This window comes from Corynebacterium sp. CTNIH16 (assembly GCF_032821655.1).
Lineage (GTDB): Bacteria > Actinomycetota > Actinomycetes > Mycobacteriales > Mycobacteriaceae > Corynebacterium > Corynebacterium marquesiae.
Genome location: NZ_JAVBIG010000002.1, coordinates 290,109 through 309,434, shown reverse-complemented (window position 1 = coordinate 309,434; position 19,326 = coordinate 290,109). Strand labels below are relative to the sequence as shown.

General features: G+C 57.3%; 23 protein-coding genes and 1 pseudogene. 15 read left to right on the top strand and 9 right to left on the bottom strand.

All coding sequences use genetic code 11. The annotated features are described in order from the left end of the window. Positions 1 to 6: 6 nt before the first annotated feature. Positions 7 to 255, top strand: a pseudogene (locus RAE04_RS03515) (PTS glucose transporter subunit IIA); the annotation flags it as partial. Positions 256 to 521: 266 nt separating this feature from the next. Here RAE04_RS03515 and RAE04_RS03510 read toward each other — a convergent pair. Next, the gene (locus RAE04_RS03510; RefSeq protein ID WP_317026438.1) at positions 522 to 1,370 is read right to left on the bottom strand and encodes a hypothetical protein; all 849 of its coding nucleotides are present in this window, start codon (positions 1,368 to 1,370) and stop codon (positions 522 to 524) included. Positions 1,371 to 1,908: 538 nt separating this feature from the next. On the opposite strand from RAE04_RS03510, the gene rplN reads away from it, so the two are divergent. Genes rplN through rplE form a run of 3 tightly spaced genes read left to right on the top strand, consistent with a single transcriptional unit; the run spans position 1,909 to position 3,150 of the window. Further along, positions 1,909 to 2,277: a 50S ribosomal protein L14 gene (gene rplN, locus RAE04_RS03505; protein ID WP_049378875.1), complete on the top strand. Its 369-nt coding sequence runs from the start codon at positions 1,909 to 1,911 to the stop codon at positions 2,275 to 2,277. 4 nt (positions 2,278 to 2,281) lie between these two features. Further along, positions 2,282 to 2,596 (top strand): 50S ribosomal protein L24, encoded by a 315-nt coding sequence (gene rplX, locus RAE04_RS03500; RefSeq protein WP_049378876.1) that lies wholly within the window; start codon positions 2,282 to 2,284, stop codon positions 2,594 to 2,596. 2 nt (positions 2,597 to 2,598) lie between these two features. Further along, a complete protein-coding gene (rplE, locus tag RAE04_RS03495) occupies positions 2,599 to 3,150 on the top strand; it encodes a 50S ribosomal protein L5 (RefSeq protein ID WP_049358620.1) in 552 nt (183 codons plus the stop codon). Between the two features lie 109 nt (positions 3,151 to 3,259). On the opposite strand, the gene RAE04_RS03490 is transcribed toward rplE, so the two are convergent. Beyond that, positions 3,260 to 4,141, bottom strand: coding sequence for a hypothetical protein (locus tag RAE04_RS03490; protein ID WP_317026437.1), 882 nt, complete (start codon positions 4,139 to 4,141; stop codon positions 3,260 to 3,262). Positions 4,142 to 4,281: 140 nt separating this feature from the next. On the opposite strand from RAE04_RS03490, the gene RAE04_RS03485 reads away from it, so the two are divergent. Next, on the top strand, positions 4,282 to 5,067 hold the full coding sequence (locus RAE04_RS03485; protein WP_225745967.1) for a formate/nitrite transporter family protein: 786 nt from the start codon (positions 4,282 to 4,284) through the stop codon (positions 5,065 to 5,067). A gap of 98 nt (positions 5,068 to 5,165) precedes the next feature. On the opposite strand, the gene RAE04_RS03480 is transcribed toward RAE04_RS03485, so the two are convergent. From RAE04_RS03480 to RAE04_RS03460, 5 genes are all read right to left on the bottom strand, one after another. Continuing rightward, positions 5,166 to 6,059: a glycine betaine ABC transporter substrate-binding protein gene (locus tag RAE04_RS03480; protein ID WP_284836614.1), complete on the bottom strand. Its 894-nt coding sequence runs from the start codon at positions 6,057 to 6,059 to the stop codon at positions 5,166 to 5,168. Positions 6,060 to 6,090: 31 nt separating this feature from the next. Further along, the gene (locus RAE04_RS03475; protein WP_284836613.1) at positions 6,091 to 6,981 is read right to left on the bottom strand and encodes an ABC transporter permease; all 891 of its coding nucleotides are present in this window, start codon (positions 6,979 to 6,981) and stop codon (positions 6,091 to 6,093) included. Continuing rightward, entirely contained in the window at positions 6,982 to 8,175 is a 1,194-nt protein-coding gene (locus tag RAE04_RS03470) for a glycine betaine/L-proline ABC transporter ATP-binding protein (RefSeq protein ID WP_284836612.1), read from the bottom strand. It abuts the gene before it with no gap. A gap of 361 nt (positions 8,176 to 8,536) precedes the next feature. Then, positions 8,537 to 9,376: a formate dehydrogenase accessory sulfurtransferase FdhD gene (gene fdhD / locus RAE04_RS03465; RefSeq protein ID WP_317026436.1), complete on the bottom strand. Its 840-nt coding sequence runs from the start codon at positions 9,374 to 9,376 to the stop codon at positions 8,537 to 8,539. Further along, positions 9,376 to 9,624: a DUF6457 domain-containing protein gene (locus tag RAE04_RS03460; RefSeq protein WP_284787121.1), complete on the bottom strand. Its 249-nt coding sequence runs from the start codon at positions 9,622 to 9,624 to the stop codon at positions 9,376 to 9,378. The genes fdhD and RAE04_RS03460 overlap by 1 nt, the downstream gene beginning before the upstream one ends. Positions 9,625 to 9,979: 355 nt before the next feature. Between RAE04_RS03460 and rpsH the strand changes: the two genes are divergently transcribed. The 7 genes from rpsH to RAE04_RS03425 all read left to right on the top strand — a co-directional run bounded on the left by rpsH (position 9,980) and on the right by RAE04_RS03425 (position 13,360). Beyond that, a complete protein-coding gene (gene rpsH, locus RAE04_RS03455) occupies positions 9,980 to 10,363 on the top strand; it encodes a 30S ribosomal protein S8 (RefSeq protein WP_005322799.1) in 384 nt (127 codons plus the stop codon). Between the two features lie 15 nt (positions 10,364 to 10,378). Then, positions 10,379 to 10,915, top strand: coding sequence for a 50S ribosomal protein L6 (rplF, locus tag RAE04_RS03450; protein WP_049378880.1), 537 nt, complete (start codon positions 10,379 to 10,381; stop codon positions 10,913 to 10,915). Between the two features lie 3 nt (positions 10,916 to 10,918). Then, positions 10,919 to 11,320 carry a 50S ribosomal protein L18 gene (gene rplR / locus RAE04_RS03445; protein WP_005322788.1) on the top strand — a complete coding sequence of 134 codons (402 nt, stop codon included), beginning with the start codon at positions 10,919 to 10,921 and terminating at the stop codon, positions 11,318 to 11,320. Between the two features lie 40 nt (positions 11,321 to 11,360). Next, complete coding sequence (gene rpsE, locus RAE04_RS03440) at positions 11,361 to 11,984, top strand: 30S ribosomal protein S5 (RefSeq protein WP_239194921.1); 624 nt, start codon at positions 11,361 to 11,363, stop codon at positions 11,982 to 11,984. Between the two features lie 3 nt (positions 11,985 to 11,987). After that, positions 11,988 to 12,173 (top strand): 50S ribosomal protein L30, encoded by a 186-nt coding sequence (rpmD, locus tag RAE04_RS03435; RefSeq protein WP_204610229.1) that lies wholly within the window; start codon positions 11,988 to 11,990, stop codon positions 12,171 to 12,173. Positions 12,174 to 12,176: 3 nt separating this feature from the next. Next, positions 12,177 to 12,623: a 50S ribosomal protein L15 gene (gene rplO, locus RAE04_RS03430; protein ID WP_005322777.1), complete on the top strand. Its 447-nt coding sequence runs from the start codon at positions 12,177 to 12,179 to the stop codon at positions 12,621 to 12,623. A gap of 248 nt (positions 12,624 to 12,871) precedes the next feature. Further along, positions 12,872 to 13,360 carry a hypothetical protein gene (locus RAE04_RS03425; RefSeq protein WP_317026435.1) on the top strand — a complete coding sequence of 163 codons (489 nt, stop codon included), beginning with the start codon at positions 12,872 to 12,874 and terminating at the stop codon, positions 13,358 to 13,360. Positions 13,361 to 13,463: 103 nt separating this feature from the next. On the opposite strand, the gene RAE04_RS03420 is transcribed toward RAE04_RS03425, so the two are convergent. Continuing rightward, positions 13,464 to 14,966, bottom strand: a complete 1,503-nt coding sequence (locus RAE04_RS03420) for an FAD-binding oxidoreductase (protein ID WP_317026434.1) — start codon at positions 14,964 to 14,966, stop codon at positions 13,464 to 13,466. Positions 14,967 to 14,977: 11 nt separating this feature from the next. After that, the gene (locus tag RAE04_RS03415; RefSeq protein ID WP_317026433.1) at positions 14,978 to 16,285 is read right to left on the bottom strand and encodes a class I SAM-dependent methyltransferase; all 1,308 of its coding nucleotides are present in this window, start codon (positions 16,283 to 16,285) and stop codon (positions 14,978 to 14,980) included. Positions 16,286 to 16,655: 370 nt separating this feature from the next. On the opposite strand from RAE04_RS03415, the gene secY reads away from it, so the two are divergent. From secY to map, 3 genes are read left to right on the top strand one after another with little or no spacing between them, the layout of a single operon-like run. Then, positions 16,656 to 17,981, top strand: a complete 1,326-nt coding sequence (gene secY, locus RAE04_RS03410; RefSeq protein WP_284792053.1) for a preprotein translocase subunit SecY — start codon at positions 16,656 to 16,658, stop codon at positions 17,979 to 17,981. Further along, positions 17,981 to 18,526: an adenylate kinase gene (locus RAE04_RS03405; RefSeq protein WP_005322769.1), complete on the top strand. Its 546-nt coding sequence runs from the start codon at positions 17,981 to 17,983 to the stop codon at positions 18,524 to 18,526. The genes secY and RAE04_RS03405 overlap by 1 nt, the downstream gene beginning before the upstream one ends. Before the next feature lie 2 nt (positions 18,527 to 18,528). Further along, positions 18,529 to 19,323 carry a type I methionyl aminopeptidase gene (gene map / locus RAE04_RS03400; RefSeq protein WP_317026432.1) on the top strand — a complete coding sequence of 265 codons (795 nt, stop codon included), beginning with the start codon at positions 18,529 to 18,531 and terminating at the stop codon, positions 19,321 to 19,323. Positions 19,324 to 19,326: the final 3 nt, after the last annotated feature.

The following is a 19,326-nucleotide window of genomic DNA, read 5'->3' as shown; positions in this document are numbered from 1 at the left end:
GATATGAAGGGCGATGAGGTCAAGCGGGGCGATGTTCTTGCCGAATTCGATATCGACGCCATCAAGGCCGCCGGCCTTCCGGTAATCACCCCGGTGGTGGTCTCCAACTCCAAGAAGACCGGCCCCGTTATTCCTACCGAGGCCTTCCGCCCCGGAGAGCTCATTGGCTCCGGCACCGAAATCTTCACCGTGGATCCCAAGCCCGCCGTAGTACCGGTACAGACAGCCTCGCCGGCTTCCGACTCCGCGTCTTAATACGCAGCCTTTAGAAGTCAACGGCGGGCTCTCGGGCCATCACATTAGGTCCATAGTGATCAGGCTGATCTGAGGAAAACTACTCCTCAGATCGGCCTTTTCTACCTCAATTAAGCCTGATCAGATCGGCCTTAACTCGGATGGGCTCTTGACCCTGCGTGACCGCAGTTTTAGTCAGGCATACAAAAAGCTGCGCCGGCCGGACCGAAGCCCGACCGGCACAGCCAGTCTCAATTCAGTTTCCGACTTGGTAGGAAGGCTCTTGCTTAAGCGAAGAACTTGCGGCGTGCGATGAATGCGCCAGCAGCAACCATCGCAGCTACAGCCAGTGCAGCCAGAGCCTGTGCAACGGAGTTGGAGCCCGTCTCAGCGGACATACCGCGTGCGGAGTCTGCGGACTCGCCAGCAGCTGGGGCAGATGGAGCGGAAGGGGCGTCAGCCTGAGCAGCGTCGCCCTCAGCGAGCTGACCGCCCTGGGCGATAACTTCGTCCTTGTTAGCGTTCAGCATCTGCTCGGAAGCAGCCTTCTCCTCAGCGGTCGGCTGCTGGTTCTTGCGTGCCTCGTCCTTGACGTAGGTCTTGCCATCCTGGGACAGGTACCAGGTGATGCCACCGATGATCAATGCAGCTGGCAGTGCCAACCAAGCCAGCTTCTTCTTGTCGAAGCCTGGCTTCGGATCCTCAGACGGGAACGCCTTTGCGTAAGCGTCACGCATCTCGTCGGTGATCTCTTCGTTTACCAGAGCTGGGTCGTTAACGTAGATAGCCGGATCCTTCAGGCTCTGGTACCACTCATTGCCCTCTGCGTCCTGCTTGGTAGCTGGAGCTGGGATATCGCTGGTGTCCTGAGCAGAAGTCTCGGTTTCTTCCTCGCCCTCCGAGGCAGGAGTGGTGGCGCCTTCTTCACCTTCGGGAGCGGCGGATTCATCAGAAGCCGGTGTCTCCGCAGTTTCGGTGGTGTAGTTGTCGGTGCGTGGCGCCAGGTTGTTCTCGAAGTCCTCCTCGTTCGTAAACTGGTTGGATTCGGTCTCCTGCGCCTGAGCAACAGCTGCGCCGCCAAAGGCGAGCGCGCCGGTCAGAACAGCAGCGGTCAGGGTCTGTGGCAAACGCTTCATGTGTTTCTCCTTCGGGAAATATAGGTACGCGCCAAAAAGCAGATGTCTTTCTTGACGCAAACCACATTAGTCACATCGCTCCCAACTGTCACCTCAAAAACGTGAATTAACTGGAATTTTCATGTGTCGCACGTGTGGAGGTTGAGAAAAATTAGAACATGCGTGCCCGGAAAGTTGCACCGTCGGGCTTGGAAGTGCGAACTAAAGTCCCAGATAGAGCGATTAAATGCGACGGGCGAGGAGAGTTACCTATTCGAAACAAGGCTTTATGGGGGGTATCCGGGGGTAATGTAGGGAATTTTTTGGGGTTGGAGAGGGCGTTGGCAAGCAAAAGGCAGTGTTTTGGTAATGGTGTGCGCGTGTGGTTGAATGTATAGGTTGCAAAAGCTGGTCGGCCCGTAGCGGTGCGTTTCCGAACCGCCGGTCCGAGACCCTTCGGCACAGTCCGTTGTAAAGGCTTGAGCATCGCAAGTTTGTAGACCGCGTGTGGCAAGGACGGAAATCTTACCGCACATCAATCCAGGTCAGGAGACCCATAGTGATTCAGCAAGAATCGCGTCTGCGCGTCGCCGACAACTCTGGTGCACGTGAACTGCTGTGCATCCGCGTTCTCGGCGGCTCTGTCCGACGCTCCGCTGGCATCGGCGACGTCATCGTCGCGACTGTCAAGGACGCTGTCCCAGGTGGCAACGTCAAAGAAGGCGACATTGTAAAGGCAGTTATCGTCCGTGCGAAGAAGGAAACCCGTCGTCCAGACGGCTCCTACATTCGCTTTGACGAGAACGCTGCAGTTGTTCTCAAGGGCGATAGCGAGCCTCGTGGTACCCGTATCTTCGGACCGGTTGCTCGCGAACTTCGTGACAAGCGTTTCATGAAGATCGTTTCTCTCGCACCGGAGGTGATCTAGTCTTATGAAGATCCATAAGGGAGATATGGTGATCGTCATTTCGGGCCCAGATAAGGGCGCGAAGGGCAAGGTCATCGAGGCATACCCAAAGCGTGAAAAGGTCCTCGTAGAGGGCGTTAACCGCATCAAGAAGCACGTCGCAAACTCTGCTGCCGAGCGTGGCGCCGAGTCCGGCGGAATCGTTACCCAGGAAGCTCCGATCCACGTGTCTAACGTTGCGATCGTTGACTCCGAAGGCAACCCGACCCGCGTGGGCTACCGTTTCGACGAGAACGGCAAGAAGGTCCGTATCGCGCGTAGCAACGGGAAGGACATCTAAAAATGAGCGAGAACTACACCCCGCGTCTGAAGACTCGCTACCGCGAGGAAATCCGCAAGACCCTGAATGACGAGTTCAACTACGACAACGTCATGCAGATCCCTGGTGTCACCAAGGTTGTTGTCAACATGGGTGTTGGCGAAGCCGCACGTGACTCCAAGGTCATCAACGGCGCACTCGAGGATCTGACCGCTATTACCGGTCAGAAGCCGCAGCTGCGTCGCGCTAAGAAGTCCATCGCGAACTTCAAGCTCCGCGAGGGCATGCCTATCGGTGCACGCGTTACCCTGCGCGGCGACCGCATGTGGGAGTTCCTGGACCGCCTGCTGACCATCGCGCTGCCACGTATTCGTGACTTCCGCGGTCTGTCTGATCAGCAGTTCGACGGCCACGGCAACTACACCTTCGGCCTGTCCGAGCAGTCCATGTTCTACGAGATCGACATCGACAAGATCGATCGCCCTCGTGGTATGGACATCACCGTCGTTACCACCGCTACTAACGACGACGAGGGCCGCAAGCTCCTGCGCGAGCTCGGCTTCCCGTTCAAGTAAATAGAGCGCTAAGAAATCCCAACTCCCCGGAAGGGGCGTTGGGATTTTCTAGTTTTATCCAGCGCCTCGAATTCCCACGGTTGAAGACGCTGGCTTCTGCGGGTGTCGCTTAGGCGCTTTCGGTCTCTGTGTGCGTGGTGCCCTCATACTGCCAGCCGACGACCGCGTTACGCACTGCCGGCTCCAAAGGGTTGGCAGGTTGAATGCAACTGATGGTGAGAAGGCGGCCGGGCATGGGGCCTTCGCCCCAAATAGAGGCGTCGTCAGAAAGCCCCTGTTTATCTGGGTCGTGTAAGTCGGTAGCCGTATAGATGAGCCAGTTCTGGCCGGAGTTCTGTGTGCGCACGTAGAGCTTGTCGCCCAGATGAACCTTGTGCTCATTCGCGGAACCATCGTAGAGGTTATTGAAAACGCCTGGCACGCCCGCACCGGTATGGCCGGCAATGACCACGATGTCCTGGGACGTCGTGCCCGGCAGAGAATAAGGGCGGTCTTCGGCAATGTAGGTGCAGGCCTTATTCATGGAGTCCGGATTGATGGCACCGTTGACTACGCGGCAGGAGCCGTCTTGAAAATCGGCATGAACCTCAATAGCTGGGATGAAGAGCTCGACTGCAGGTGAAGGGTCGATGGCAGGTGCCTCTTCTGCAGTGACTTCATTGGTCTCTAGACCCTCTGGTGGGCTGACCACCCGGTTAATCGTGCTGGCGAGTAACACCGTGGCAACGATGCCGATAACCACGCGAAGGATGCCGGAGGACTTCCATACCTTTTTGATCCGCTCCCACAGCGTGGGTTTGCGGCGGTGTCGGGGAAGTGAGGTGTCCTCAATGCGGCGCGGTGGGCGGCGGCGCTGTTGTTGGCGGGTGCGCGTTTCGGTCTGGCGCCATTGGCGATCAGCATCTGTGCGGTCGGATCGCGATGGAACGCTGCGGCGCCCGTTAGCGGGAAGCCGATTCGGTTCCCTCCGCGGCCGGTAGTGGGAATCCATGCGACCTCCGAAGAGAAAATACGGGTAATAGGAAAGTTCTAGCTTACAACGTAGTGTTATGCATACCCGGAATTGACGCGGAATCAGGTGGTCAGGATAAGATTAGAAGGGTTTAATACTCTTTGATTAATGAGGTAGAAATGTCTCTCAATGATGCCGCCAAGGCGGCGGCCGTCAAGAAGGTCACCTTATTAGATGAATCCTTCGCTCGCTTTGCAGTTCGCGCTACCTTGGCGGGTGTGTACCTGTGTATCGGTACCGCCTTTGCCGGTGTGGTAGGCCAGGCCGTCAACGGCGTTGCGCCGGGAATGGGCTCCGTGGCTTTTGCCCTATTTTTCGGCGTAGGCCTGTTCGCCATTCTGCTCTTGGGCGCCGATCTGGCTACCGGCAACATGATGTACATGGTCTATGCCGCCAGCAATAAGCACGTGGCGTGGGGCAAGGCCCTGTACCTGCTGCTCATCACCACCATTTTCAACCTGGTCGGCGCGATCATCTTTGCCGCGATTATGGCGATGTCTGCCAAGTTCGCCGACCTAGATCCCTCGCACCTTCTGGTAACGGTTTCTGAAGGCAAGCTCATCAAGTCCCCGCAAGGAATGCTGGTAGAGGCCATTGCCGCGAACTTTGTGGTCAACATGGGCATCGTCGGTGCCATCTTCGCTAAGGATGCGGCTTCGAAGTTCTTTGTCATCATTCCGATCATTGGCGCTTTCGTGGCGTTAGGCCTAGAGCACGTTATCGCGAACTTTTGCCTGTTTAGCATCACGCTGTTCGCTTCCGATCCGGTGCCTGCAACTCTGACCGCAGGCAACGTGGCTCTCAATTGGATCCTGGTCTGGATTGGCAACTTTATTGGTGGCGGACTCTTGGTTGGCGGGGTTTATGCTTGGCTCAACCGCGGACCGGAGGCCTACCGCGACTAAGATGACGTCGTGGATGGTGCTGGTAAGTCTGACGAGAGAAAAGAGGCGCCGCGGCTAGTTCTGAAAACTGGCCGCGGCGCCTTCGCTGCTTCTAGAGGTTAGTCAATGTCTTTGACTACATCCGGGTTATTGTCCAACCATTCTTGTACAGCATCCGGCTCTTCGCCTTCATCGTACTGATTGACCACGGTGTCCTCTAAGGAACCGTATTGCTCATCATCTAGCTTCAGATCTCCCAACCACTCAGCAACATCTGGGAAATCATTGCTGAAATCACTGCGAGCCAGCCAGTGCAAGGACTCCGGATCGCCGAGGGAGCCCTTCGGATCCTCCAAGTCCTTCACCGGGAACTTAGAATTGGCCCAGAATGGCCGCCACAGTGTTACTACTATGTCATCTTCATTATCCACGGCGGTCTGCAGCTCGGAAAGCATAGCTGGTGTGGAAGAGGTCGAGAGGTTGTATCCGTCTTCATCCAAGCCATAGTCCTTGATGGCCTTCTTGGAAGCTTCGGTCAGACCAGCGCCCGGCTCAATGCCTACAACCGTTCCATCAAAGTCAGCGGACTTGCCTTTCAGATCCTCGATGGAGTTGATCTCTTCCATGTATTCCGGTACAGCCCACGTCAGGATAGCGTTGTCATAGTAGCTTCCTAGGTCCTCAATATCATCCGAGTACTTGTCCATGTACTGTTCGTGCGTCTTTTCAGACCATGCAGAGGGATAGATATCAATGTCGCCATTGGCCAAGCCAGCGTAGAGAACAGCGGCGTCGGTAAGCTCTTCATGCTTTACTTCGTAGCCGGCAGCTTCAAGCTTGTTCTCCAGCAGGTAGGCGGTGGATAGGCCGTCAGTCCATGAAGGCAAGTAGCCCATGGTGATGGTTCCCTTATCGCCGCCAGAACCTTCAGAATCGGAGTCGCTGGAACATGCGGCCGCTGTAAAGGCCAGGGAAGCAGCTGAGAGAGCTGCAATTGTTTTACGGAGAGTCATGAAAATGTCCTTTCTTGAGTTGAGAGGGGGTCTAAGCTTGGTGCTGTTTCTTCTTGCGCAGCAAGGAAAGTAGCGAAGAAGGATAGTGAGAGGGGTTTCCCAACGCGGCCGTTAGGCGGTCTAAGAACACAGCGAGGATAACCACTGCAAGGCCAGCCTCGACGCCTTGAGCCACATCCAGGGTGGAAATGGCGGAGGTAACCTCTTTGCCCAAACCGTCTGCGCCCACCATGCCAGCAATTACGGCCATGGATAGCGAGAGCATAATGACCTGGTTGATACCGGCCATGATGGTGGGGATGGCTAAAGGCAGCTGAATGCCGCGCAGGATTTGTCCGGAAGACGCGCCATAAGAGCGGCCGGCTTCAACAGTTTCCTCATCCACTTGCCGGATACCCAGCTCGGTCATGCGAACCCCTGGTGGCAAGGCAAAGATGATGGTGGAAAAGACGCCGGGTACCACACCGATGGAAAAGAAAGTTACTGCCGGGATGAGGTATACGAAGGCGGGCATGGTCTGCATGAAGTCCATAATGGGTCGCACGATGGCACTCACGGTGTGAGACTTAGCAGCCCAAATACCCAGTGGGATAGCGATGACTACGGCGGTTAGGGTGGAAACGAGCACCAATGACATGGTCTCCAGCATCGTTTCCCATTGGCGCATGCCAATTACCAAGACGAACCCCAGCAAAGAGCCAATAGCCAGACTCCAAGAGCGGAAAAACCAAGCGATAAGCACGAAAATTCCGAGCATTACCAGGACAGGTACCGAGGTCAACGCCTCTGAAAATCCCTCCACGAGGAATTCCATCACGGCGCTAAAAGCATCAAAGAGCCATGTTGCATTGTCCGTGAGCCAATCGATGCCGTCATTGGTCCAGTCACCAATAGGAATGCGGGGGATGAAATTGTCATCCATTTAGGCGTTCACCTCTTTCGACTCGGTGGAGGCCGCCGCCAGCAGCGTCACTCGCGGAATAACGCCGCGGAAGCGATTGTCGTTATCCACAACCACGATCGGCGTTGGGGTATCCGCCGCGAGGTGGAAGAGCTCGTGAATGGGGGTGTCCTGCTTGACGGCGTGCATGGTGTTGCTTCGATCGATGGGCAACTCCTCAACGCCTTCGCGTACCGCACGGGTGATATCGTCTTCCCATACGACGCCGGCTGGGTGGCGCTCGCGGTCTAGAACCACCATCCACGGATTCTGTGTCTCGCGAAGCAACTTCTGCGCGGCGAGTGGCCCGTGGCCGGTACCCAAGGTTTCCTTGGGTTGTTCTGCAATATTGTCGGCCACCAGAACGCGGGATCGATCCACATCTTGGACGAAGTTGGCGACGAAATTGTTCGCCGGGTTCTGCAGGATCTCTTCGGCAGTGCCGATCTGGACAATGCGGCCATCTCTCATCATCGCGATGCGATCGCCAATGCGCATGGCCTCGTTCAAATCGTGAGTAATGAAAAGGATGGTTTTATTGAGCTTAGTTTGCAGTTCCATGAGCTGGTCCTGCATCTCCTTACGGATAAGGGGGTCAAGCGCGGAGAAAGCCTCGTCCATAAGGAGTACCTCTGTGTCTGCAGCTAGGGCGCGGGCTAGGCCTACGCGTTGTTGCATGCCTCCGGAGAGCTCGCCCGGTAAATAATCTCCCCAGCCGTTGAGTCCGACCATGTCTAGGGCTTCGTGGGCCTTTGTCGTCCGTTCTTTGCGGGGAATTCCTTTGACCTCTAGGCCGTATGCAGCATTTTCCGCAACAGTTCGATGAGGAAGAAGTGCGAAGTGCTGGAAGACCATGGAAATTTTATCGCGACGGACGTGGCGTAGCTCGGCTTCTGACATCTCAGTCAGGGAGGTTCCGTCGATTTCGAGGGAACCGGCGGTGGCCGGCAAAAGCCCGTTAACCATGCGGATAAGAGTGGACTTTCCGCAGCCGGACAGGCCCATCACCACAAAGATTTCCCCAGGCTCGATATCAAAGGACGCATCAATTACGGCGGCAGTATTGCCCTGCTTCATAAGCTCTTCGCGGCTGGTGCCATTTTTCAGAGCCGTAACTGCCTTGTCGGGTTTATCACCAAAGACTTTGTAGAGTCCTCGCGCTGAAATTCCTGCCATACAGTCCTCCTGAAATTGCGCAGAAAAAATTTAAAGGAGGAACCCGCGGCCGGGTGGTGGAGACAATAAATGCCGCTAGATTTTATGCGACGATGAATTGATCACGAGTTTCTCCACCTACCTACGATGTCACGATTCGTATTGACAGCCAATCTGAAAGCGGTTCACAGGTGGAATTTAACTTAAGGTTTGGATTGGGAGAAATAGACTGTCGCTGAAGCTGTAGGGGCTAAAGCGCTGGTAATAGAGCAGCATAAGAGTTCTAGATTTGGACAGGCAATCCTTAGAGGTGGTCAGTGTAACAAGTGCATAAAAAGTGGAAACTTTGTAGATGCATGACACTGGCTACCCACGAACGTGGCTATGAAGTAGTGGTATTTAGAGAGGTGAGCTCGCCGGAATACATGTTAAAGCGGTCGCCGCGGGCAAAGCCTACGAGCGCCATGCCGGTTTCGCGGGCCGTTTTTACCGCTAGGGAGGAGGCGGCGCTGACAGCAACGAGCATGCCGAATCCGGCCATAGCGGCTTTTTGGACGAGCTCAAAGCTGGCGCGCGAACTCATGACCAGAATGAGGTCGTCCGCGGGAAGTCGGTTCTCTAGTAGTAAGTGGCCAATGACCTTATCGGCGGCATTGTGCCGGCCGATATCTTCGCGGATGACCACCGGTTCTCCGTCTAGGGTGAAGACGCCAGCGGCATGGATGCCGCCGGTCTTTTTAAACTGCTTCTGCTCAGCCCGGAGCTTGTCTGGCAGCTTGGCGACGACATGGGGATCCACCGGCACCCGGGGAATCCGGTAGCGGGTCTGTTTGGTCAATGCCTCGATAGAGGAGGTGCCGCAAACGCCGCAGGCAGAGGTTGTGGTGGTCAGACGCAGATCGCTGAGGTCGAGCACATTCTTTTTTGTTAGTTCGACGTCGAGCAAATTGTAGGTATTCATGCCATCGACGGTGGCGCCGGCGCAGTAGCGGGCCTCGGCGACGTCGCCAAGCGAGGCAATATGGCCCTCCGAATGTAAGAAACCGTGCGCCAACTCCACGTCATGGCCGGGAGTGCGCATGGTGGTGGTAATGGTCTGACCACCCACGCGGATTTCGAGCGGTTCCTCGCCGGCGACCGTATCGGCGCGGGTATCGACCTGCAGGCCATTTCCCAGGCGGACCTTGGTGACGGCAAAAGTGGAGTTCTTGCGGCCGGCCATTATTGCAACACCTGCTTCAGGGCATTGATATTGCCGCGGGCTTCCTCTACGTCGCTGGAGGCTAGGCCCACGAGGAAAGCAGTAAGTGGGGCCGCGGGGCGGGAGCGATTATGCGCGACGTCTTTGGTGAGGTCCAGGATCTCGCGGGTGAGTGCGGTTGCCTCCTGCGGATCAAGGCCGAGGAGACGGGCGGCTTCTTCGAGCCACTCGTGTGCGGATTGGATGGGGTCCTCGTGTGTTTGGCTCATCACCATCTCCTTATTTACGTTCGTGCTGGTCTCGACTCTAATGAAGGTGCCAGACTATTTGGAAAACCGCAGGTTATGGCGTAGTATGGTACTTCGTGCTTGCGCCGAGGTTTCGGCGTGCCTCAATCATTGCGAATTTTGGCGCGCTGAGCTGCAGAAAGCGCCGAGCCGATGCAAGAACTGAACATCAACTTTGTTGTAGGCCCCTCGCCGTAGATAGCGGACCGTTGTCTGAATCAAAGGGTGGCGAGCGCCTTACGGTATTGACCGTAGGGAGCGTGAGTAGCCCGAAATCACACGGAGAACGCTTTGGTGAGCACGGGAACCGCAACGAGAAAGGTACACGGTCACTCATATGACTATGACTGATCCTATTGCCGACATGTTGTCGCGCGTGCGCAACGCAAGTAATGCGCACCATGACACCGTGTCGATGCCTACCTCCAAGCTGAAGGCAAACATTGCCGACATCTTGAAGCAGGAAGGCTACATCGCTGACTACACCGTCGAGGGCCACACCCTGTCCCTCGAGCTGAAGTACAACAACCGCGAGCGCTCCCTGTCTGGCCTGCGTCGCGTGTCTAAGCCGGGTCTGCGTGTGTACGCAAAGTCCACCGAACTGCCACAGGTCTTGGGCGGCCTGGGCGTGGCTATCATTTCCACGTCCCACGGCGTGCTGACTGACCGTCAGGCTGAGGAGAAGGGCGTAGGCGGAGAAGTTCTCGCCTACGTCTGGTAAAGGGAGGTTTGACACATGTCTCGAGTCGGTCTAGCACCAATCGCCGTACCGAACGGCGTCGAAATCAAGATCAACGGCCAAGACGTTGAGGTAAAGGGCCCTAAGGGCACCCAGAGCGTTAACATTCCAGAGCCTATCGCCATCAACCTGGAAGACGGCGTCCTGTCCGTCTCCCGCCCTGATGACCACCGCAAGCACCGTGCTCTGCACGGTCTGTCCCGTTCCCTGCTGAACAACGCCGTTGTTGGCGTGACCGAGGGCTACACCATCAAGATGGAAATCTTCGGTGTTGGCTACCGTGTTCAGCAGAAGGGTAAGGACCTGGAATTCAGCCTGGGCTACTCCCACCCGATCCTCATCGAGGCTCCGGAGGGAATTACCTTCGCAGTGGACGGCGCAACCAAGCTGTCCATTACCGGTATTGACAAGCAACTAGTCGGACAGATCGCCGCTAATATCCGCCGTCTGCGTAAGGACGATCCTTACAAGGGCAAGGGTATTCGCTACGAGGGCGAGCAGATCCGTCGCAAGGTCGGAAAGACGGGTAAGTAAGCAATGGCAAACACTGAAAACACCAAGCGCACTCCAGTCGGCAAGGACATTTCCTCTCGTCGTCGCGAAGCACGCGCACGCCGTCACTTCCGTATCCGTAAGACTCTGCGTGGCACCCCTGAGGCACCGCGTCTGGTTCTTCACCGCTCCTCCCGTCACATGCACGTGCAGGTCATCGATGACCTGGCAGGCCACACCTTGGTCTCCGCATCCTCCATGGAGGCGGACGTTCGTGCACTCGAGGGCGATAAGAAGGCCAAGGCTGCCAAGGTAGGCGAGTTGGTTGCCGAGCGCGCTAAGGCCGCTGGCATCGAGCACGTCGTATTTGACCGCGCAGGCTACAAGTACCACGGCCGCGTCGCTGCGCTGGCTGACGCCGCACGTGAAGGTGGTCTGAAGTTCTAATGATCATCGTCAACGGAAACATCAACGGAAGGAACGCCTAATGTCGGACCGTGAACAGCGTGACGGCGGACGCTCCGCCGAGAACAACAAGAACAACCGCGGTGGCAACGGCCGCCGCAACGATCGTCGTAACCACCAGGACAACGAGCGCGATAAGTACATCGAGCGCGTTGTGACCATCAACCGCGTCTCCAAGACCGTTAAGGGTGGCCGCAATATGTCCTTCACCGCCCTCGTCGTCGTTGGTGACGGCCAGGGTCAGGTTGGCGTTGGCTACGGCAAGGCCAAGGAAGTCCCGGCCGCAATCCAGAAGGGCGCTGAAGAGGCTCGCAAGAACTTCTTCCGCGTTCCGATGATTGCCGGCACCATCACCCACCCGGTTGAGGGTCGCGACGCAGCGGGCATCGTCATGATGAAGCCTGCCGCACCTGGTACCGGTGTTATCGCTGGTGGTGCTGCTCGTCCAGTGCTCGAATGCGCTGGCGTGCAGGACATCCTGTCGAAGTCCCTGGGCTCCGACAATGCACTCAACGTCGTCCGCGCTACCGTGGACGGCCTCAAGCAGCTGGTTCGCCCTGAAGAGGTTGCCGCACGTCGTGGCAAGTCCCTCGAAGAGGTCACCCCGGCCCGTATGCTGCGCAAGCGCGCAGGTCAGGAGGCATAAACAATGGCTCTGAAGATTACACAGGTAAAGGGCCTGGTGGGCACCAATCCGAACCACCGCAAGAACATTGAGGCTCTTGGTCTCAAGCGCATCGGTCAGTCCGTAGTGAAGCAGGACACCCCGATCGTTCGCGGTATGGTTCACAAGGTTCGCCACCTGGTCACCGTCGAAGAAGTGGCAGGGGAGTAAACCATGGCTGATATCATCAAGCTGCACGACCTGCGCCCAACCGCAGGAGCAAATAAGCCTAAGACCCGCGTTGGCCGCGGTGAGGCTTCCAAGGGTAAGACCGCTGGTCGCGGTACCAAGGGTACCGGTGCTCGTAAGCAGGTTTCCGCTGCTTTCGAGGGTGGCCAGATGCCGATCCACATGCGTCTGCCTAAGTTGAAGGGCTTCAAGAACCCGAACCATGTTGAGTACCAGGTAGTTAACGTTGCTGACTTGGCTGAGAAGTTCGCAGATGGCGGCGACATCACCGTTGCTGACATCGCAGCTGCTGGCCTGGTCCGCGCTAATAAGCCGGTCAAGGTTCTGGGCAACGGCGACATCAACGTTAAGTTGAACGTCACCGCTGACAAGTTCTCCAAGTCTGCTGTTGAGAAGATCGAGGCTGCTGGCGGTTCCGCCAACACCAAGTAATCTCTTCTAGGTAGATTTCATCCCCCTCTCCGCGCAAGCGGGGCAGGGGGATTTTTGCAGTTTTTGCAGGGGTGGATTATGCGGGCGCTGGCATGAAGTCTGGCGGGATGACCTATGCCAGCAATTGGCGTAGGAAATCGTTGACAGGAAACCTTTATTGATAAATTAGGTTCGCGGTATGGCTATTTATATTCAGTACTGTTAGAGTAATCCTTAGTTGAAAATCATCTAACGTTAAGGAGACTCTTATGTCGTCTATTTCTTCCCTGCTCGCTACTGCAATCGCGGCCATCATGCCGTTCGCTGGTTCCACCGGACCCGTTGATGCCCAAGACCAGCTCTCCCAGCCGGAGCCTGCTGAGACCGCACAGACTGCGCCGGCGGAGGCTGGCGATCAGAATGCTCAAGACCAACAGCCGGGTGCACATGCTGAAAAGGGCCGTATCACCGGTGACAAGGAAGATGTCATCAATGGAGCTGCAGAAGGTAATGAAGAGGTTGACCCTGGTTTCAACGGTGGCAACCTGCACAGCGGCAAGCTAGCCGTACAACGAGAGCTGGCCCTAGCTACCCAGGAGGCCGGCCACGAGTTCATGAACATCGAGTTCAAGGATGAGCACTCCGCACACCTGACCTTCCCGGAGACCTATAATCCGGACAAGGATGAGGCGGCCGTGCAGCGGGTCATGGACGCGCTGAAGATCAACGGGTACGACAACATCACCGCTGCATACTAAAGCGCTGACGTCCCGATTTAGGGTACAAGAAAAGGGTGGGACGCTCGTGGGGAGCGTCCCACCCTTATATGGTTTCCATACCGGTCTAGGGGCCGGGAGGGGGCTAGGCCTCGTCTACGGTCTTTTCGTATAGGCCGGGGAAGCGGTCATCCGGATCGGTGACTGTCTTAATGGCGGCGGGAAGGCTGCCGCCGTAGAGCTCTTCGAACTTTTGCCGGGAATAAAAGGCCTCGGAGTAGAGGGACTTGTGCCCGCCAAGCTCGTTGACCTTGGATTCAATGACGCGGTTGAAAGCACCATTATTCGGGGCAGAAGGGTCGACGTGGTCGCCTTCTACGCCGGACCAAAAGCCAACGTTGACCCAGGTCTGCCCGGGGCGAAGCGGGTAGAGCGGCCAGGGGTCGCTCGAGTTAGAGGCGATGTCGCCGGTGCCTACTAGCTCGTTCACGCCATCGCGAAGTCGGATTGGACAGAGCCACACCGGCTGGATATCGGAAGCATTAAAGAACCAATGGAGGAATTCCGGCAGGTTTTCTGGAGTGACCTCGATATCTTGGACCACGCGTTCAGCACGTGGCTTGCCGTGGGGCTTTTTGATGAAGTTATATTCCAGCTCGTACTTGCGGTCGAGGCGGACTAGCTTCCAATAGAAGGAGCTGCGGCGCAATTCGCGCGGCCACACTTTGCGCACCTTCGGGTTCTGCGCACCAAAGGCGCGCGAGCACCAGAACCAGTCGGTATCCCAGCGCCAGATATAGTCGCGGATAGTGAGGCGATCGCGGCGGATGCCAGAGGCGTGCTGGAGGCTGCGGTAGTAAATCTTGTCCCGCGTGTAGTCGGAGGTTGGTCCCTCCTCATCGGTAAAGCGGGCGAAGACGAGGTAGGCCTCGTCCTCGGAGAAGACCACGCCATCGACGCCATGGACGGGCTCGCCGCGGTGGGTGTGGGAAGAGGTGACGTCGGCAAGCACGCGGCTCGCTTCCTCCACGGTGTGGAAACGCTCCTCGCGCAGCTCTACATAGGCGGGCACGGGTTCCAGCTCAATCTTGAGGCGCACCGCGTAGCCCAGCGAGCCATAAGAGTTAGGGAAGAGGCGGAAGAGATCCACATTCTCCTCGCGGGAGCAGGTCAGGATCTCACCCGTGCCGGTAAGCACGTCCATCTCCAGCACGGACTCGTGTGGGAGACCGTTACGGAAGCTGGTGGATTCCACGCCCATGCCAGTAACCGCACCGCCCAATGTAATGGTCTTAAGCTGCGGTACTACGAAGGGCATGAGGCCATGGGCCAGGGTGGCATCCACGAGGTCCTCATAGGTGCACATGCCCTGCACATCGGCCGTGCGGGCTATCGGGTCGACCTCGATGACGCCGCCGAGGCCCGAAACATCTAGGCCCGCTTGCTCCTCGCTGCGGCCGCGGAAAAGGTTAGAGGTCTTCTTAGCCAGGCGCACGCGCTTTCCGGCCGGGACAGCACGGAAGCTCGCCAGCAGCTTGTCGACGCCCTCCTGGTGCGCCGTCCATCCCACCGGCTCAATGGGCATGGCATCTACCGGCCGCGGCTGGGCAGCGGCGAGGCGTTGGCGCAGATTATCAATGAGAGTCATAGCACCCCTCCTTAAAAGCGGCTATCTTCCCACCAGCGGCGCTCAGGCACACCGGCGCGGGAGCCGGCCTCGCCCAGCTTGACGCCGAGGAAGTGATAAAGGTTGATGATATTTCGCTCAAAGCCCCATTCGGATCCGGCCATATAAATGCCGTACAGGCGGGCGGTGGGCAGGCCCACGGTGGCGCAGGCCTCATCCCAATTTTCCTTCAGGTTCTCGCACCAATCGTGCAGCGTGCGCATGTAATCAAAGCGCAGAGACTCGGTGTGGATGACCTCGAAGCCGTTATCCTGCATGGCTTTGGTGACGTTGCCGGAACCGGTGAGCTCGCCGTCGGGGAAGATATAGCGGTCAATGAAGCCGCCCTTAGGAGTCTTGTGATTATCCGGGTAGGTGATGTTGTGGTTGAGCATCAGGCCGCCGACCTTCAATTTGCCGTGGAGGAACTTGAAGAAGTCGTTGTAGTTCTTCACACCAATGTGCTCGATAATGCCGATGGCGGAGATAGCATCGAAGCCCTCTTCGGTGATATCGCGGTAGTCCATGAAGCGGACTTCCGCCAAGTCTTGGAGGCCTTCCTCCTCAATCTTGCGCTGGCCCCACTCGGCCTGTTCCTTGGACAAGGTGACGCCGATGGACTTCACGCCGCGGCGTGCCGCGTAGCGCACCATACCGCCCCAGCCGCAGCCCACATCCAAGTGGCGGTCGCCCTCCTTGAGGCGGAGTTTATCAAAGATGAGGCGGTACTTATTCTCCTGCGCTTCCTCTAGCGTGGCGTCCGGGGAGGGGTAGTAGGCGCAGGTATAGGTCATGGAATCGCCCAAGAAGAGCTCGTAGAAATCATTGCCCACGTCGTAGTGGTCAGAAATGACATCGGCATCGCGCTGTTTCGAGTGCTTGGATAGGCCGTCATGTAGCTTGCGGCGTAGCCATGAAGCGCGCTCCACCTCGGGGACCGGCTGGATCTGGAAGGCGCCCATGGATGCGAGGGAACGAACAACGTGGGCCAGGGTCTTGGCGTCCGGCTTGTGGAATTTGTCATACATGGCATGCAGTGCGTCAAAAATGCCATAGGGGTGGGCCGGGTGGTCGCCATGCACCGTGATGCCGTCCGTGACATATGCACGCGCAAAACCCACATCGCCGGGATGGGTGGCAATAAAAGAGAGGCCCTCAAGGCTATTAATAGTCACCTTGTACTGGGAGTCTTCCGGTCCGGTCGCGGACCCGTCGAAGGCCTCCCAGCGGAAGGGGTTGGGGCTAGGGACAAAAACGTCGATGATCTCAGCAACGGTCATCGGCGTGAATTTCTTGCTCATAAGTACTTCTTTCGAAACATTAGGTTCACACCAATAACGGCCTCGTGGCGCAGGGACCCGCGAGGTCGGAGACTAAAAAGGGAATTGCGCGCTGGCAATACCCCCATGGTAAACCCCGGATACAAAACGCGCGAAAGGACAAGCAATCATGGTCACACTATTGGGGCTTAATGTGGCTATGTGGGGTAAGGCTGGTAGGGTGATGGGGTCATAAGTGTTCAACCGTCCCTGAAGGAAACCTGAATTTCCCCTAAGCTTTCTGGCTCAGGGTGTGGTTTCCTAGGGGTAGATGAGTTTCCACCTCCGTGTGTGAACGCGAAACCCTCCCTAGATTTCGCGTTCGGCAGCGGTAGGCCAGGAGGATTTTGTAGTGTCCGCCATTGTCCAGGCTTTTAAGGATGCCGATCTACGTAAGAAGATCATCTTCACCATTGTGATGATCATCGCGTACCGCGTCGGTGCACAGATCCCGTCTCCGGGTGTTGACTATGCGTCTATTGCTGGCCGCTTGCGCCAGCTGACCGAGCAGTCCGGAGACCTATACTCCGTCATCAACCTCTTCTCGGGTGGTGCGTTGCTGCAGCTGTCGATCTTCGCCATCGGCATCATGCCGTACATTACGGCGTCGATTATTGTGCAGCTGCTGACCGTGGTCATTCCTCGCTTTGAGGAATTGAAGAAGGAAGGCCAGTCCGGTCAGGCCAAGATGACCCAGTACACCCGCTACCTGACCCTCGCGTTGGCGCTGCTGCAATCCTCCGGCATCGTCGCGCTGGCAGACCGCGAGCAGCTGCTGGGCCAGGGTGTACCGGTCTTGGCAGAAGACCGTAACTTCTTCACCCTCATCGTCCTGGTGATTACCATGACCTCCGGTGCCGTACTGGTGATGTGGATGGGTGAGCTCATCACTGAAAAGGGCATTGGCAACGGCATGTCCCTGCTCATCTTTGCCGGTATCGCAACCCGCCTGCCAACCGATGGTGTAAGCATCCTGCAGAACAATGGTGGACTCGTCTTCGCCATGGTTGTAGCCGGCTTGGTCATCCTGGTTGTTGGCATTACCTTCATCGAACAGGGCCAGCGTCGCATTCCGGTCCAGTACGCTAAGCGCATGGTCGGCCGTCGCCAGTACGGTGGTTCCTCTACCTACCTGCCGCTAAAGGTCAACCAGGCCGGAGTTATCCCGGTCATCTTCGCTTCCTCCCTTATCTACATGCCGGTTCTCATTACCCAGATTGTGAACTCTGGCTCCCCCGGCACCCCTGATAACTGGTGGCAGCGCAACGTCATCGCGCACCTGCAGGCACCTTCCTCCTGGCAATACATTGTGCTTTACTTCGTCCTGACCATCTTCTTCGCTTACTTCTATGTCTCGGTTCAGTACGACCCGGCAGAGCAGGCGGATAATATGAAGAAGTACGGCGGTTTCATCCCGGGTATTCGCCCGGGCCGCCCGACTGCGGAGTACCTTGGTTATGTGATGAACCGTCTGCTGTGCGTGGGCGCCCTGTACTTGGCACTTATCGCCATCCTGCCGAATATCCTCTTGGACCTCGGCGTAGGCAGATCCTCCGCCAGCGGCACGTCCGCCTTTGGTGGTACGGCCATCCTGATTATGGTCTCCGTCGCCTTGACTACGGTCAAGCAGATCGAGTCCCAGCTACTGCAATCCAACTACGAAGGACTACTTAAGTAATGCGTCTTGTACTTCTAGGACCTCCCGGTGCCGGCAAGGGCACCCAGGCAGCTATCCTCAGCGAGAAGCTGAACGTTCCGCACATCTCCACCGGCGACCTGTTCCGCGCCAATATCGGCGAAGGCACCCCGCTGGGTGTAGAGGCAAAGTCCTACATCGATGCAGGCAAGCTGGTACCTACCGACGTCACCGCCCGCATGGTCGAGGACCGCCTTAACCAAGATGACGCCAAGAATGGCTTCCTGTTGGACGGCTTCCCGCGTACCACCGAGCAGGCAGACATCCTGGAGGAGCTGCTGGCCAAGAAGGGTGAGAAGCTCGACGGAGTTCTCAACTTCGAGGTCTCCGAGGACGTTGTGGTTGAGCGCATGATGGCCCGTGGCCGCGCCGACGACAACGAGGAGACCATCCGCACCCGCCTCGGTGTCTACCGCGAGGAAACCTTCCCGCTTATCGAGCACTACGGCGATGCCATCATCTCCATTAAGGCCGAAGGCACCGTGGAGGAAATCAATGCCCGTGCGATGGAAGCACTGGGTAAGTAAGCATGGCTTTTCGACGCCGCAGTAAGCGCATCCCCGCTCGCACCCCGGGCGAGCTAGACGCCATGCAGGCCGCCGGCGAAATTGTTGGCAAGGCACTGCAGGAAGTCCGCGCTGCTGCGGCGTCTGGCGTATCTACTCTCGAGCTGGATGCGGTGGCTGAGCAGACCATTCGCGATGCCGGCGCCTATCCCACCTTCAAGGGGTACGAAGGATTTCCGGGCTCCATCTGTGCTTCCGTTAATGACGTCATCGTGCACGGCATTCCGGATAAGGAAACCATCCTGGCAGAAGGCGACTTGGTGTCCATCGATTGCGGTGCCACGCTCGATGGTTGGGTAGGCGATAGCGCTTGGTCCTTCGCAGTGGGTGAACTCGATGCTGATGTCGCGGCCCTCAACACGGCCACCGAGTATGTCCTTATGGAGGGCATGCAGGCTATGGTTCCGGGCAATCTGCTTACCGACGTCTCCCATGCCCTCGAGCAAGCCACCCGAAGAGCCGAGCAGAAGTTCGGCGTGGATCTATTCATCGTGGATGGTTACGGCGGTCACGGCATCGGGCGCACCATGCACGAGGATCCTTACCTGGCTAATGAGGGCCGCCCAGGTCGCGGCCCTCTGATCCAAGAAGGTTCCGTCCTAGCTATTGAACCCATGCTAACTTTGGGCACAGAGGACTCTGCCGTGCTAGAGGATGACTGGACGGTCGTTACCCTCGATGGCTCTTTCGCCGCTCACTGGGAGCATACGGTCGCCGCGACCGGCGATGGGCCCCGTATTCTTACCCGCCGCTACTGACAT

Bases quoted from the DNA above. Each gene is read 5' to 3' on its own strand.
- rplX (WP_049378876.1), top strand. From the start codon at position 2,282: ATGAAGATCCATAAGGGAGATATGGTGATCGTCATTTCGGGCCCAGAT.
- RAE04_RS03475 (WP_284836613.1), bottom strand. From the start codon at position 6,981: ATGGATGACAATTTCATCCCCCGCATTCCTATTGGTGACTGGACCAAT.
- RAE04_RS03470 (WP_284836612.1), bottom strand. From the start codon at position 8,175: ATGGCAGGAATTTCAGCGCGAGGACTCTACAAAGTCTTTGGTGATAAA.
- RAE04_RS03405 (WP_005322769.1), top strand. From the start codon at position 17,981: ATGCGTCTTGTACTTCTAGGACCTCCCGGTGCCGGCAAGGGCACCCAG.
- RAE04_RS03415 (WP_317026433.1), bottom strand. From the start codon at position 16,285: ATGAGCAAGAAATTCACGCCGATGACCGTTGCTGAGATCATCGACGTT.
- RAE04_RS03480 (WP_284836614.1), bottom strand. From the start codon at position 6,059: ATGACTCTCCGTAAAACAATTGCAGCTCTCTCAGCTGCTTCCCTGGCC.
- RAE04_RS03460 (WP_284787121.1), bottom strand. From the start codon at position 9,624: ATGAGCCAAACACACGAGGACCCCATCCAATCCGCACACGAGTGGCTC.
- rpmD (WP_204610229.1), top strand. From the start codon at position 11,988: ATGGCTCTGAAGATTACACAGGTAAAGGGCCTGGTGGGCACCAATCCG.
- RAE04_RS03510 (WP_317026438.1), bottom strand. From the start codon at position 1,370: ATGAAGCGTTTGCCACAGACCCTGACCGCTGCTGTTCTGACCGGCGCG.
- rplE (WP_049358620.1), top strand. From the start codon at position 2,599: ATGAGCGAGAACTACACCCCGCGTCTGAAGACTCGCTACCGCGAGGAA.
- fdhD (WP_317026436.1), bottom strand. From the start codon at position 9,376: ATGGCCGGCCGCAAGAACTCCACTTTTGCCGTCACCAAGGTCCGCCTG.
- rpsH (WP_005322799.1), top strand. From the start codon at position 9,980: ATGACTATGACTGATCCTATTGCCGACATGTTGTCGCGCGTGCGCAAC.
- rpsE (WP_239194921.1), top strand. From the start codon at position 11,361: ATGTCGGACCGTGAACAGCGTGACGGCGGACGCTCCGCCGAGAACAAC.
- RAE04_RS03490 (WP_317026437.1), bottom strand. From the start codon at position 4,141: ATGGATTCCCACTACCGGCCGCGGAGGGAACCGAATCGGCTTCCCGCT.
- rplR (WP_005322788.1), top strand. From the start codon at position 10,919: ATGGCAAACACTGAAAACACCAAGCGCACTCCAGTCGGCAAGGACATT.
- RAE04_RS03420 (WP_317026434.1), bottom strand. From the start codon at position 14,966: ATGACTCTCATTGATAATCTGCGCCAACGCCTCGCCGCTGCCCAGCCG.
- map (WP_317026432.1), top strand. From the start codon at position 18,529: ATGGCTTTTCGACGCCGCAGTAAGCGCATCCCCGCTCGCACCCCGGGC.
- RAE04_RS03425 (WP_317026435.1), top strand. From the start codon at position 12,872: ATGTCGTCTATTTCTTCCCTGCTCGCTACTGCAATCGCGGCCATCATG.
- RAE04_RS03485 (WP_225745967.1), top strand. From the start codon at position 4,282: ATGTCTCTCAATGATGCCGCCAAGGCGGCGGCCGTCAAGAAGGTCACC.
- rplO (WP_005322777.1), top strand. From the start codon at position 12,177: ATGGCTGATATCATCAAGCTGCACGACCTGCGCCCAACCGCAGGAGCA.
- rplF (WP_049378880.1), top strand. From the start codon at position 10,379: ATGTCTCGAGTCGGTCTAGCACCAATCGCCGTACCGAACGGCGTCGAA.